9 protein-coding genes and 2 pseudogenes are annotated in these 12,952 nt (G+C 72.9%); 4 read left to right on the top strand and 7 right to left on the bottom strand.

Annotation, left to right across the window (positions count from 1 at the left end; translation table 11 throughout):
* Positions 1-59: 59 nt before the first annotated feature.
* Entirely contained in the window at positions 60-869 is an 810-nt protein-coding gene (locus PS271_RS24310) for a GntR family transcriptional regulator (RefSeq protein WP_398384601.1), read from the top strand.
* 140 nt (positions 870-1,009) lie between these two features.
* On the opposite strand, the gene PS271_RS24305 is transcribed toward PS271_RS24310, so the two are convergent.
* Positions 1,010-1,450: a DUF6278 family protein gene (locus PS271_RS24305; protein ID WP_398384600.1), complete on the bottom strand. Its 441-nt coding sequence runs from the start codon at positions 1,448-1,450 to the stop codon at positions 1,010-1,012.
* A gap of 146 nt (positions 1,451-1,596) precedes the next feature.
* On the opposite strand from PS271_RS24305, the gene PS271_RS24300 reads away from it, so the two are divergent.
* A complete protein-coding gene (locus PS271_RS24300; protein ID WP_398387035.1) occupies positions 1,597-3,474 on the top strand; it encodes an SGNH/GDSL hydrolase family protein in 1,878 nt (625 codons plus the stop codon).
* A gap of 86 nt (positions 3,475-3,560) precedes the next feature.
* On the opposite strand, the gene PS271_RS24295 is transcribed toward PS271_RS24300, so the two are convergent.
* The 5 genes and pseudogenes from PS271_RS24295 to PS271_RS24275 form a co-directional block, all read right to left on the bottom strand.
* Positions 3,561-4,340 carry an exodeoxyribonuclease III gene (locus PS271_RS24295; protein WP_398384598.1) on the bottom strand — a complete coding sequence of 260 codons (780 nt, stop codon included), beginning with the start codon at positions 4,338-4,340 and terminating at the stop codon, positions 3,561-3,563.
* A 38-nt stretch (positions 4,341-4,378) separates the two neighbouring features.
* Positions 4,379-5,026 (bottom strand): MBL fold metallo-hydrolase, encoded by a 648-nt coding sequence (locus PS271_RS24290; RefSeq protein WP_398384597.1) that lies wholly within the window; start codon positions 5,024-5,026, stop codon positions 4,379-4,381.
* 28 nt (positions 5,027-5,054) lie between these two features.
* Positions 5,055-5,327, bottom strand: a pseudogene (locus PS271_RS24285) (carboxymuconolactone decarboxylase family protein); the annotation flags it as partial.
* A gap of 1,029 nt (positions 5,328-6,356) precedes the next feature.
* Positions 6,357-7,175: pseudogene (locus tag PS271_RS24280) on the bottom strand (alpha/beta fold hydrolase); the annotation flags it as partial.
* Positions 7,176-7,385: 210 nt separating this feature from the next.
* Positions 7,386-8,237: a hypothetical protein gene (locus PS271_RS24275; protein ID WP_398384595.1), complete on the bottom strand. Its 852-nt coding sequence runs from the start codon at positions 8,235-8,237 to the stop codon at positions 7,386-7,388.
* A 663-nt stretch (positions 8,238-8,900) separates the two neighbouring features.
* On the opposite strand from PS271_RS24275, the gene PS271_RS24270 reads away from it, so the two are divergent.
* Positions 8,901-10,325, top strand: coding sequence for a purine-cytosine permease family protein (locus PS271_RS24270; protein ID WP_398387033.1), 1,425 nt, complete (start codon positions 8,901-8,903; stop codon positions 10,323-10,325).
* Here the strand turns inward: PS271_RS24270 and PS271_RS24265 are convergent.
* Positions 10,312-11,541 carry an MFS transporter gene (locus PS271_RS24265; protein ID WP_398384593.1) on the bottom strand — a complete coding sequence of 410 codons (1,230 nt, stop codon included), beginning with the start codon at positions 11,539-11,541 and terminating at the stop codon, positions 10,312-10,314. The two genes, PS271_RS24270 and PS271_RS24265, sit on opposite strands and share 14 nt — an antisense overlap.
* A gap of 317 nt (positions 11,542-11,858) precedes the next feature.
* On the opposite strand from PS271_RS24265, the gene PS271_RS24260 reads away from it, so the two are divergent.
* The gene (locus PS271_RS24260) at positions 11,859-12,908 is read left to right on the top strand and encodes a MalY/PatB family protein (RefSeq protein ID WP_398384591.1); all 1,050 of its coding nucleotides are present in this window, start codon (positions 11,859-11,861) and stop codon (positions 12,906-12,908) included.
* Positions 12,909-12,952: the final 44 nt, after the last annotated feature.

The raw sequence follows: 12,952 nt of genomic DNA, 5'->3' as shown, positions 1-12,952 counted from the left end.
GCCTGGGTACCTAGCCTGAGGGGGACGGACTGGGGGAACTCGGGGGAAAGGAGCCGGGGGTGGGCGACAGCAGGCCCGTCTACCAGCGCATCGCGGACGATCTGCGCCGGCGGATCGACGAGGGCGGGCTCGCCGTGGGCGAGCGCATCCCCTCCCGCTCCGAGCTCAAGCGCACCTACGCGGCCAGCGACCAGACCGTGGACCGGGCGGTGCGCGTGCTGAAGGCCGCCGGCTATGCGGAAGGCCAGTTCGGCCGCGGCGTCTTCGTCACCGACCGGGCACCGCTCGGCAGCCTGCTACGGTCCACCGGGGCCGTCGACACCCCCTTCGCCGCCCAGATCCGGGGGTACGGGCCGCCCCGCCAGGGCCGGCAGTCCGGCCGGCAGCCCCCGCCCGACGGCGGCACGGGCCGCAACACCACTCTTACGTGGGAAGCCGCATCCACCGAGACCGCCGCCCCGGAGCGGATCGCCCAGCGGCTGCACATCGGCGTGGGCACGCGCGTGCTCTGCACCCAGTACGAGTACCTGGCCAACCGGCACCCCGTGCAGCTCGCCACGAGCTGGGAGCCGCTCGCCATCACCGAGGGCACGGACGTCGTCCTGCCCGAGCGCGGGCCCTACGCCCGGCGCGGGGTGCGCGGGCGGCTGGCGGCCATCGGGATCCGCGTCGTGCGGGCGCGGGAGCTGGTCGGCTCCCGGCCCGCGAGCACACCGGAGGCGGAGGCGCTGGGCTGCGCCGCGGGCAGCTGCGTCACGGTCATCGAGCGCACGCACTTCGACGGGGACGGCCGCGCCGTGGAGACCTCCGACATCGTCGTCCGCGCGGACCGCTGGCGGGTGGAGTACGACATCGTGTTCACCAGCTGAGCCGGTGGGGCGGCCTGCACGCCGGCCTGCACACCGGCCTGCACGTCAGCCTCTGCGCCAGCCCGTACACCGGTCGGTACCCAGGTCGGTACGCAGGTCCGTACATCCGCGCGTACGCAGCCCGTACGCCGGCGCGCACGTCAGCTCTCGGCGAGCTCCGCGTACAGCTGGGACAGCTCCGGCGCGCCGTCGGCCGCCCACGCCTGCCCCGCCTCGACCACGTCGACCTCGCGGCCGTTGGCGAGCCGCACCACCGGCTGGCCGTCGGACCGGATCCACCACCCCGCGTCCCGGACCGTACGGATGACGACGGTGCCCAGGTAGAGGCCCGCGTCGTTGCCGAGCCAGGTCAGCAGCTCCGGGTCGTCGCGCCAGCGCGGCTGCAGCTGGTCCAGGGCCTCCAGGGAAGCGGGCGAGTCGTCCAGCACCACTCCTGCGGACTGCGCGTGCGTGCGCAGCAGTTCGCACTCGGACAGCAGCTCCGCGAGCCCTTCCGGGTCCCGGTCGACCGCGCTCGCCAGCGCCGCCCCGCGCCCCGGGCCGTGTCGCTTTCGCCAACTGTCCAAGAAGGGAATGTTCATACCAACAGGATCGCACTCGCACGGATGGCCCCACCACAGGCGCGCTGCGCCGGCGTGACCGGATGGCCTCCTTGACGTTGCCCATGCGTCTTCTTAGCTTCATGCAGCCACGTACCGAGCGGGGAACCAAGGGAGGCATGAGACGCATGCTCCGAACAGAGAAGCCGGGCGGTAGACGGCACAGACGGTGGACGGCGGCCCGGACCGCGGCCCGGGCCGCCGCGGTGGGGATCGCGAGCGCCGCGTGCGCCGTCGCTGCCGCAAACGCCCCGGCGCTCGCCGCCGGGCAACAACCGAGTGCACCATCCGACCGAGAGCCGCTCCCCTTGGAGCGGCTCTTCGACAGCAGGGCGGTCAGTGACGACGCCCGCCCCGGCGCGGCCGACTTCGACGGGGCGGGCAACTCCCTCTCCGCCCAGGACCTCGCGGCCGCCGGCTGGACGCCCGGCCGCGAACTCGCCTTCGACGGCGCCCCGCTGCGCCGGCCCCGCCCGGCCGCCGGCCGGCCCGACAACGTCCGCGCGGCGGGGCAGGCCGTCCGGCTCGGCGGCCGCGGCGAGGCCCTCACCTTCCTCGTCGCCGCGACGGCGAAGGGCGCCCCCGGCGGCGGCGCCGGCGGTACGGGCACGGTGCGCTACCGCGACGGCTCGCGCAGCACGTACCGCCTGACGGCGCCGGACTGGCGCCGCGGCCCCCTGACGACGAAGGCCGTCGGCCTGCCCCACCTCAACACGCCCGGCGGGCGGCGCACCGAGACCACCCGGCTCTACGCGGTGTCCGTGCCCGTCGCGCCCGGCCGCGAACTCGCCTCCGTGGTGCTCCCGCAGGACCCCGGGCCGGACAGCGACCTGCACGTCTTCTCCCTCGCGCTGCGCGGCGGCTCCCGCGGCTGGACCGGCACCTGGGCCGCGTCCACCTCCGGCTACGCGGCCGTCGGGCCGTGGACGGACCGCACGCTGCGGCTGGTCGTGCACAGCAGCACGGGCGGGCCCGCGACGCGGATCCGGCTGGAGAACACCTTCGCGCCCCGGCCGGTGACGATCGGCCACGCCACGATCGCCCTGCAAGGCAAGGGCGCGGCCGCGGCCGGCGCGCCGCGGGCCCTGGCCTTCGGCGGGCGGCCGGGCACGGTGATCCCCGCCGGCGCGCAGGCCTTCAGCGACCCGCTGGGCTTCCGGGTGCCGGCCGGCACCAACCTGCTCGTGAGCATCCACCTGCCCGGCAAGGTGCCGGCCGTGCCCGTGCACAGCTACACCGCCCAGGTCTCCTACCTGACCGGTGACGGCAGCGGCGACCGGACGGGCGAGCGCGGTGCGGGCGCGTACACCGGCACGCTCTCCACCTGGCCGCTGCTGACGGGCGTGGACGTGGAGGGCGGGCCCGGCTCCGTGGTGACGCTGGGCGACTCCATCACCGACGGCGAGCGGTCGACGCCCGGCGCCAACGGCCGCTGGCCCGACCTGCTGGCGCGGCGGCTCCAGGCGCAGCACTCCCTGCCGCGGCTCGGCGTCCTCAACCACGGGATCTCCGGCAACCGCGTGGTGACCGACCGCTACCCGGGCGACGGGACCAGCACCATCATGAGCGGCGTCAGCGCGCAGCACCGCCTGGAGCGGGACGTGCTGGCGCAGACCTCGGCCCGTACGGTCATCGTCTTCGAGGGCGTCAATGACATCCGGTCCGGGACGTCGGCCGCGCAGGTCATCGCCGGCCTGGAGGACATCGCGGCGCGCGCTCACGAACGGGGGATGCGGGTCATCGCCGCGACGATCGCACCCTGCGGCGGCTTCTACGACTGCACGGCGGACGCCGAGGCCCAGCGCGCCGCCATCAACCGGCACATCAGGATGGGAGGCAGCACGGGCCGCGATTACGACGCCGTGTACGACTTCGACGCGGCGATCCGGGACCCGCAGCATCCGGACCGGATGCTGCCGGCGTACGACGGCGGCGACCACCTGCACCCCAACGACGCGGGGATGAAGGCGTTCAGCGACGCGATCGACCTGCGCGAGCTGGTCTGACCGCGCCGCGCGCCGTGTACGGGGCGCCCTTCGTTACGGGGCGCCCTTCCTTTCCTGGGCGTCCTTCGTTTCCGGGCGTCCCGGGATCACACGTCCAGGTCGACGACGACCGGGGCGTGGTCCGAGGCGCCCTTGCCCTTGCGCTCCTCGCGGTCGACGTACGCGTCCTGCTTGGCCTTCGCGAAGGGGGCGTTGCCGTAGACGAGGTCGATGCGCATGCCCCGGTTCTTGGGGAAGCACAGCTGGCGGTAGTCCCAGTACGTGTACGGGTGGTCGTACTTCAGCGGGCGCGGCACGACGTCGGACAGGCCGAGGTCGCGCAGGGCGCCGAGCGCCGCCCGCTCGGCCGGGGTGACGTGCGTCGCGCCCTCGAAGACGGCCGGGTCGTAGACGTCGTCGTCGGTCGGCGCGATGTTGTAGTCACCGAGGACCGCGAAGGGGCGCTCGCCCTCCGCGTCCGCCGCGACGGCGTCCCGCAGGGCCTCCAGCCAGCGGAGCTTGTACGCGTAGTGGTCGTGGCCGACCTCGCGGCCGTTCGGCACGTAGACCGACCAGACGCGGACGCCCCCGCACGTCGCCGAGATCGCGCGGGGCTCCTGCCCGCCGTCGTAGTCCGGCCCGCCCGGCAGGCCGCTCACCACATCCGCCAGGCCCACCCGGGAGATCACCGCCACGCCGTTCCACCGGCCGGTGGCGTTCACCGCGGCCTCGTAGCCCAGCTCGCGCAGCTCCGCGTACGGGAAGGCGTCGTCGGCGCACTTCGTCTCCTGTATGCAGAGCACGTCCGTGCCGCTGCTCTCCAGCCAGGCCAGCAGCCGCGGGAGACGGGCGGTGATCGAGTTCACGTTCCAGGTGGCGATGCGCATGCGGCAACCCTAACGGCCGGGTCTGACAATGCCGGCGTTCAGAGGGTGACGGCCTCCCCGGACGTCAGCCGGGTGTGCTCCGCGCCGACCCGGGCCGGCGCCAGCAGCCGCTCGTAGACCGGGTGCGCGAGGTCGGCGAGCAGCGCGTCGTGGACGTCGATCGCCAGGCGCGGCGCGAGCTCCCGCACGTAGTCGATGACCTCCGAGACCTTGCTCCAGGGCGCCATGACCGGCAGTAGCAGGGTGTCCACCGGCACGCCCGGCAGCGTCAACGCGTCGCCCGGGTGGAAGACCGAACCGTCCACGAGATAGCCCACGTTCGTGATCCGCGGGATGTCCGGGTGGATCACCGCGTGCAGCTGCCCGTGCACCTGCACGTCGAAACCCGCCGCCGTGAACGCGTCCCCCTCCCCCACCGTGTGCACCCGGCCCGGGAAGGCCGGGGCGATCTGCTCGGCGACGCTGCGCAGCGTCCACAGCTCGGCGGCCGGGTTCGCTTCGAGGGCCGCCCGCAGGTGGTCCTCCGAGAAGTGGTCCGGGTGCTCGTGGGTCACGAGGATCGCGTCGGCGCCGAGGGCCGCGTCCTCCTCGCTGAAGACGCCGGGGTCGATGGCGAGCGTGCGGCCGTCCTTCTCCAGACGGACGCACGCATGGCTCTTCTTCGTCAGCTTCAGATTAAGATCCATAACCCCATACTGCTACGCCTTCACCCTGCTACGCCTGCGGGCTCGCTTCTTCGGCGATGACACGCTGCGCGACGGCGAACGCGGCGCCCGCGGCGGGCAGGCCGCAGTAGACCGCCGCGTGCAGCAGCGTCTCCTTGATCTCCTCCGGGGCGGCGCCGCTGCGGAGGGCCGCGCGGGTGTACGGGGCGATGTCGCCGTAATGGCCGCGGGCCGTGAGGGCGGTGAGGGTGAGCAGGGCCCGGGTGCGGTGGTCCAGGGCGGGGCGGGTCCAGGTCTCGCCCCATGCCGAGCGGGTCACGAGGTCGTGGAAGTCGGCCGTGAACGCGTCCCGGTCCGCCTCGGCCCGTTCCGCGCCCTCGTCGCCGAGGACGTCGCGCCGGGTGCGCCGCCCGCGCTCGAGCGCGCCGGCGTCGGCGTGGCCGGGCCCCATGTCCGCCGGAGGCGGCCCGAAGCCACCGAACGCCCCGGCCGCGGCCGGCTCCGCCGCGGGCATCCCGCCCGCTCCGAAGGAGGGCGGCGGCCCGGGGGTGATCCGCACGGTGTCCACCGGCGGCTTCGAGGTTCCCGTACCGGCAGTGATCCGCACGGTGTCGGAGCCGGCGGGGCCGGCGGCCGCGCCGGGTATGCCGGAGCCGGGAACGGCCGGGCCCGAGGGGCCGGGTGCAGCGGAACCGGAGGCGGGGCCCCCGGATGTCTGCGGCCCCGCGCCGAGGCCGGGGGCGGGTGCGGGTGCACCGGAGCCGTCGCCGGTACGGCCGAAGTCCGGGCCGGCGGCCGCACCTGCGCCCGGCACGGCGGAGCCGAATCCGGAAGCCCCGAAGCCGCCGGCGGACGCCGCGCCCGGGGCGCCGAAAGCGGCGCCGTCGGGACCCGGCCGGGCGCCCGGACCGGAGCCCGCGCCATCGGGTCCCGGGGCCGGGGAGCCGCCCGGGCCGGGTATGCCGGAGCCCGGTGATGCGGGCGGGACGGGACCGGAGCCCGAGGCCGGAGCCGGCACACCGGTGCCGCCCGGCGGGGTACCGAAGGCCGGCCCCGGCGTACCGGAACCCGGCGCCCCGAAGCCCGCTCCCGGAACGGAGGGCCCCGCGGGGCCGGGCGCACCGGCCCCCGGCCCGAAGGCACCGAAGCTCTCCCCGGTGCGGCCGGAGTCCGGGCCGGAGGCGACCGGCGCACCCGAGCCCGGAGTGAAGGCACCGAAGCTTCCCTGGCCCGGACCGCCCGCGCCGGCAGCCCCGGAGTCAGGCAGTCCGGCCCCCGCACCGGCAGCGCCCGGCCCCGCCGGGCCGTCCTGCCTTCCGCTCTTCCCCTGAGCGGAAGCGGAAGGCGCGGAAGGCGCGGAGAGCACCGACAACCCCTGCTGCGTCGACAGCTGCCAGGCCGTCGTGAAGTGCCGGACCAGGAGGTCCGTCACCGCTGCCGGCTGCTCGACCGGGGTCAGGTGGGACGCGCCGGGGACGACGGCCAGCTTCGCGTCGTGGATGCCCGCGACGAGGACCCGCGCGTCCGCGGGCGGCGTCGTGGCGTCCTCGGCGCCGACGATGACGAGCGTCGGGACGCTGATCCGGTTCAGCTCGGCACGGACGTCGAACGCGGCGAGGGCGTCGCACGCGGCGACGTACGCGTAGGTGTCGGTGGTGCCGACCATCTGGACGGCCCAGTCCACGATGGCCGGCTGGGCGCCGGAGAAGTTCGCGGTGAACCAGCGCTCGGGCGCGGAACGGGCAACCGGGTCGAGGCCCTCGCGGCGGACGGACTCGCCACGCTGCCGCCAGGAGTCGGGCGTGCCGTAGCGGGCGGAGGCGGCGACGAGGGCGAGGGAGGCGAGCCGGTGCGGATGGCGCAGCGCGATGTCGATGCCGACGGCGGCACTGAGGGAGCAGCCGGCGTAGCCGAAGCGGTCGACGCCGAGCGAGTCGAGGGTGGCGACGAGCCGGTCGCCGAGGTCGTCGACGGAGGCGGCGGGCGCGGCGGGGGCGCCGCCGTGTCCGGGCAGATCGAAGCGGACCACCCGCCAGTGCCGGGTCAGCTCGGGGATCTGGCGGTCCCACATGTGCCAGGTGGTCCCCAGGGCTGGCCCCAGGACCAGGATCGGGGCGTCTTCCGGCCCGTCAAAGCGGTATTGCAGGGCTTCGGCGTTCGTCTCACTCACCTGCCCACGCTCCCACATCCCGCAATTTCTCACCGGCCGGGGTCGGCACGCCCGCCGGACCGTCCCGACTTCCGCCACTGGGCACAAGCCCTCCCTGTTTGACCTGAGATGCCACCCCTCAGCCAGCTTGACGCTGGTATGTCCCGTCCCGCCCCACGAGGCCGGGATGCGCTCCGGAAACGTCGTTGTTCACGCATCCGGCCGGCTCGCTCAGACGGCGCGTCCTGTGCGCACGCCGCCGCCGCGCTCCAGTGCTTCGGCGAAGCTCAGCCAACGATCGCCGCACAGCCTGGCGGCTCGGGCGATATCGGCGGACCGGTGCGGCGGTACCGCTCTCAACAGCCAGCTCCACCTCTCGTCGTCGAGCTCGTTCGCCACGAGCAGTTGCAGCAGCATCCGGCCCGCCTCGGAGAAGCGCAGCGAGGGGTCCCGCCGCAGGTTCGCGGCCTGTCCGGTGGCTGAGAGCACTACGGGATCCGGCTGCGCGCGGGCACCACGGTCGGCTTCTTCCGCCTGCACCCGGCCGCGTGCCCCGCCGGCACCCGACACATCGGCGCGCTGCACGGCATTCCGCAGTTTGGGCGGCACGGGGTCCTTGCCTTCACGGATGCGCTGCCGGACGTCCCTGGCGGTGGCCGGGGCTATCCCCGCCTCCTGGGCGATCTCGCGCAGGGAAGCATCCGGGCGTGCCGCGATGATCTGGACGGCGCGGCGCCTGCCGACAGCGCTGTCGACCGGCCGGGACCGCCCATCGCGTCCGGTCCGCGCCGTCACCTGGGCGACCTCGGCGGTGGATGCGCTCCGCAGCGAGGAGACCGTGACCGGCGAAAGGCCGGTCACTTGGGCGATGCGCCGGTCCGACCAGTGGGCATGGCTGCTCATGATGCGCTCGGCCGCCGCGACCCGGTCCCGGCGGGACAGCGGCATGCCGTGTTCGGCGTTGAGCCGGACGGCCAGGACGAAAGCGTCCTCGGCCGAGCCGTCCACGTACTGAACCTCGACGGACTCCTCTCCCCGCAGCACAGCCGCCTGTACCCGGTGCATGCCGTCAACAATCCGCATGGTCGGTCGGTGAACGACGATGGGTGGCAGTGGAGTTGGTGTTCCAGCCAGCATCTCGGCATGCTCCGCGCTTCCCCCTGCCGTCCGCGGAGAGTCTGCCGCCACCAATGAGCTGATCGGGATCAACTCCGTAACGAGCTGCGGAGATGTTCCCGGCGTCAGCAGCTCGGTCCCGTCTACCGTTGCCGCGTCGAGCATCAACGCCTCCTCAGGCATCGTCGGTTCGGGGGTTCAGTGCGGGGTGACGCTACCAAGAAACATACCGACTGTCCCGACCGTTTTGCCTGATCCAAAGCTAAGCGTGGCCGGCGACGTGTACGAGAAACATGACCGGATCACCCTCCGCGCCGGGCCGCGGAGGGTCAACACATCCGCGATCACGAACGGCCACGAGTGACGCACCCCTCAAGGAACCTGCAATTCCGCCGGATCGGCGACGTTGCGGTCGAAGGCCTGGGCACCGACGACGAGTCGGTGGCCACAGGAGCCCGGGGCTCACGGACCGCCCGCATCGCCGACCGCCCGCGCGGCGGGCATAAGCCTCCGCACCAGCTGCAGAAAAGCAGAATTCTTGACACTTACTCAGCGACTGTGGCCATCATGAGGCCTCATTCATCGCATTTCTGCTGCGGAGACTTCATGCCGAAGAATAAAAAGGCACAAATGCCGGGCGGACTCGTTGAACGGCATTCCATTGATTTCATTCCCGACAGCGAGCGGCACGGCAGGCCGTCCGGCCTGTTCTTTCTCTGGTTCGCCGCCAACCTGCAAATCAGCGCGGTAGTCACGGGATCGCTTGCCGTGGTGTTCGGGCTCGATGCGCTGTGGTCCTTGGTGGCGCTGCTGTCCGGGAATCTTCTGGGCGGAGCGGTCATGGCTCTGCACGCCGCGCAGGGGCCGCGGCTCGGGCTACCGCAAATGATCTCTTCCCGGGCCCAGCTCGGGGTGCGGGGCGCAGTGGTCCCACTGGTCTTCTCGATCGTGATGTACATCGGGTTCTTCGCGAGCGGCAGCGTGCTCGCCGGGCAGGCGGTGGGGCACCTCGCGCATACGGACGAGACCACCGGCATCGTGGTCTTCGCCCTCGCCACCGCGGTGACGGCCGCGGTCGGTTACCGGCTGATCCACCGTGTCGGCAAGGTCGCGGCGGTGGTCGGCGCCGTCGCCTTCCTGTACCTCGGCGCGGAGATGGCGCGTACCGCGCCACTGGGATCGATACTCGGGGAGCACCACTTCTCGGCGCCGCTGTTCCTGCTCGCGATGTCCCTTTCCGCCTCGTGGCAGCTGGGATTCGGCCCGTACGTCGCGGACTCCTCCCGCTACCTGCCGCGCGACGTCTCCCCGCGCTCGGTGTTCCGGGCGACGATGGGCGGGAGTGTGCTCGGTGCCCAGTGGTCGATGGGATTCGGGGCGCTGGCGGCGGCATGGCACGGCGGCCGGGAAGGAGACGAGGTCGGCAGCATAGTCGGCATGGGCGGCTCAGCGGCCCTCACATTGCTGCTGTACTTCGCCATCGCCTTCGGGAAACTGACGGTCAATGTACTCAACACCTATGGCGGCTTCATGTCCATCGTCACCGGGGTCAGCGGATTCCGCAGACTCGGCCCGGTCGGCCCCCGTGCCCGAAGTCTTTACGTCGGCGGCATCATGCTCGCGGGGACGACGCTCGCACTGCTCGGCCGAGGGCACTTTCTGGAGTCGTTCTCGACCTTCCTGCTGTGTCTGCTGACCTTCCTCACGCCTTGGAGCGCCATCAACCTGGTCGACTTCTACCTGCTGTCCGAGAAGCAGTACGACGTCGCGGCGCTGGCCGACCCCCACGGCCGCTACGGCGCCTGGAACGTACGGGCTCTGACGACGTACGCGGTCGGCATCCTCGCCCAGCTGCCGTTCCTGTCCAACGGGCTGTACACCGGGCCGCTCGTCGCCCGGCTCGGCGGCGCGGACCTTTCCTGGATCGTGGGCCTGGTGCTGCCGGCCCTCATGTACTGGCTTCTCGCCCACCGGAGCCGGGGCGCCGCCCCCGGAAGAGAGGGCGGCGCCCCGGAGTCCGACGTGCCGGTCCCCGTCGAGATCACGCGTCAGTAGGCGTGTATCTGGTGCGCAGCCAGGCGGCGAGCACGGTCAGGGGCACCGCCGCGGCGGCTGCGAGGGCGAACAGCTCCTGGTAGTGCCCGGCCTCGGTGAGCGGGCCGCCGAGCGCCGAGCCGATCGAGCTGCCGACGAACAGTGCGGACACGAACAGCGCGACAGCAGTGCCGCGGGCCGCGGGCACCAGGGTGGTGGCCCAGGTCTGGAGTGACGAGTGGAAGAAGGACCAGCCGCCTCCCAGGAGGATCGCGGCCACCCCGATTCCCACCACGGACGGGCTGAGGGAAGCGACCAGGAAACCACCCGCCATCATCACGCCACCCGCGGCCAGCAGCGACCACGGCGGGCGCATCGCCATCCGCTTGAGGAGCCGTGAGAAGGCCAGGGTGCCGACCCCGTAGAGGGCGGTCACCCCGCCCGCGCCCAAGGTGCCGACCCCCCGGTCCTGAAGGGCCGGGGCCAGGAAGGTGAAGCAGCCCAGCAGCACCGCACCCTCGACCAGGCCGAAGAACATGACCACCCACGACCATCGCAGGCGCAGCACCGAGGCGAGCTGCTCACCGGGGCGGCGCAGGGTGGACGCGGACTGGGATTCGGACAGACCGCGCGTGGCGACCACCGTGATCACCGCCAGCACTCCGGAGAGGGCGAGCATCGCCCGCCAGCTGAGCAGTTCGGCCACCCCGCCGGCCACCAGCGTGGCCGCCGCGGTGCCGATGGCGAGAGCCACCTGCAGATCCGACAGGGCCCGCTGCCGAACGGCGGGGGGAACGGTGTCCCCGACGTACGTCAGGGAAGTGGGTACGACCGCCCCGAAGAAGGCTCCGGTGGCGATCCGCAGGACCACGAGCACGGACAGGCTCGGGGCGGCCGCGGAAGCCAGCCCGCACACGGCCGCGGCACCGAGCGTGAAGCGGATGACACGGATGCGCCCGTAGCGGTCGGACAACATGCCCCACAGCGGCTGGGCGCACCCGTACGCGAAGAAGTAGCCGCTCGCGACCAGCACGACCGCGTCGAGCCGCACGTGGAACCCCGCGGCGACGGCCACCAGGAGGGGCGTGATCGCGAACCGGTCGAAGTTGCTGAGGAAACAGGCCACGGTGAGGACCCGTGGCACACGGCCGGCTGCGGGCGGCAGCGGTGCCGGGCCGGCCTGCACGCTCGGCGGCGGTTCGGGTCCGGTCGTGCCGGGCCGTGTGTCTTGGGACATCTCAGGGCCTTTCTGCCACGCGCGAATGCTGGTCGCTCCAGCCTCGGGCCGGCACCGGGAGGGAGCCAGGAGAGAAAAACTCCTAGCATCAGCTCTCCCCCTCTCCAGGTGGCACCGGCCGGGCGCACCGGGGATACCTTTGCTCCCGGATCTCGACAGGGGATTCCGGCAGCCACCGCCCCCGCGCGGCGGAGCGATTGCGGACAGGAGAAGAGAAGGCCATGTTCGACGACGTCGAGCTCTCATCGTTGACCCGTCGCCCGGGAGTGAAGTGGAGCCGGGCCGAGCCGGGTGTGCTTCCGGCATGGATAGCGGAGATGGACTTCCCGCCGGCCCCTGCCGTGCGGGAGGCCCTCATGCGGTGCGTGGAGGAGGACCTGGGATACCCCTCGTGGGACGGGCGTCCCGAGGAGATCCCCCTGCGGACCGCTTTCGCCGAGCGCATGCGCGAGCGCTACGGCTGGGTGCTCGACCCCGGCCACGTACGGGAGTTCACCGACATCAACCAGGGCCTCCAGGCCGTCCTCCAGGCCGCCACCCGCCCCGGCGACGGCGTCGCGGTGCACACTCCGACGTATCCGCCCTTCCTGGCGACCGTGGCGGGCATGGGGCGGCGCGTGCACTCCGTCCCGTACGTCCTTCAGGACGGCGGCTGGGTCTTCGACTCCGAGCGGCTCGACCGGGAGCTGTCCGACGGCAGCTGCCGGGTGCTGCTGCTGGTCAACCCGCACAACCCCACGGGGCGCGTACTGCGCCGCCAGGAGCTGGAGGCACTCGCCGACCTGGCCCGGCGCCACGATCTGCTGGTGGTCTCCGACGAGATCCACTCCGACCTCGTGCACGAACCGCACCGGCACATCCCCTTCGCCTCCCTGTCGCCCGAGGCGGCTTCGCGAACGGTGACCCTGACCTCTGCGACCAAGGCGTTCAACGTGCCGGGGGTTCGCTGCGCCGTCGCCCACATCGGTCCGGCCGACGTGCGCGCGGCGCTCTCGTCCCCGAGCCATCTGTACGGCGAGCCCAACACCTTCGGCGTGGCCGCCACCTTGGCGGCCTGGCGGGACGGTGACTCCTGGCTGTCACAGCTGCGGCCGGTCCTGGAGCGGAACGCCGCTCTGGTGCACGCGGAGCGGCCCGGACGCATCGGATACTCCGTCCCGGAGGGCTCCTTCCTGGCCTGGCTGGACTGCCGCGCCCTCGGCCTCGGCACCGACCCGTACACGTTCTTCCTGGAGAAGGCCCGGGTCCTCCTGAACGACGGCCGTGCCTTCGGGCCCGGTGGCGAGGGCTTCGTCCGGCTCAACTTCGCCACGTCCCCGGCTCTCCTGCGGGAGATTCTGGGCCGCATGCGCGAGGCCGTGGGCTGACCGTGCCCTTCCGGGATCCGGCGGAGAGGCAACGCCGGCCCGGA

Source organism: Streptomyces sp. SCA2-17, assembly GCF_044336695.1.
Note: the sequence above shows the minus strand (reverse complement) of the source record. Positions and strands in the feature narration are given on the sequence as shown.

Coding starts and splice junctions, on each gene's coding strand:
- PS271_RS24305 (WP_398384600.1), bottom strand. CDS start 1,450: ATGAACATTCCCTTCTTGGACAGTTGGCGAAAGCGACACGGCCCGGGG.
- PS271_RS24300 (WP_398387035.1), top strand. CDS start 1,597: ATGCTCCGAACAGAGAAGCCGGGCGGTAGACGGCACAGACGGTGGACG.
- PS271_RS24295 (WP_398384598.1), bottom strand. CDS start 4,340: ATGCGCATCGCCACCTGGAACGTGAACTCGATCACCGCCCGTCTCCCG.
- PS271_RS24290 (WP_398384597.1), bottom strand. CDS start 5,026: ATGGATCTTAATCTGAAGCTGACGAAGAAGAGCCATGCGTGCGTCCGT.
- PS271_RS24275 (WP_398384595.1), bottom strand. CDS start 8,237: ATGCGGATTGTTGACGGCATGCACCGGGTACAGGCGGCTGTGCTGCGG.
- PS271_RS24270 (WP_398387033.1), top strand. CDS start 8,901: ATGCCGGGCGGACTCGTTGAACGGCATTCCATTGATTTCATTCCCGAC.
- PS271_RS24265 (WP_398384593.1), bottom strand. CDS start 11,541: ATGTCCCAAGACACACGGCCCGGCACGACCGGACCCGAACCGCCGCCG.
- PS271_RS24260 (WP_398384591.1), top strand. CDS start 11,859: ATGGACTTCCCGCCGGCCCCTGCCGTGCGGGAGGCCCTCATGCGGTGC.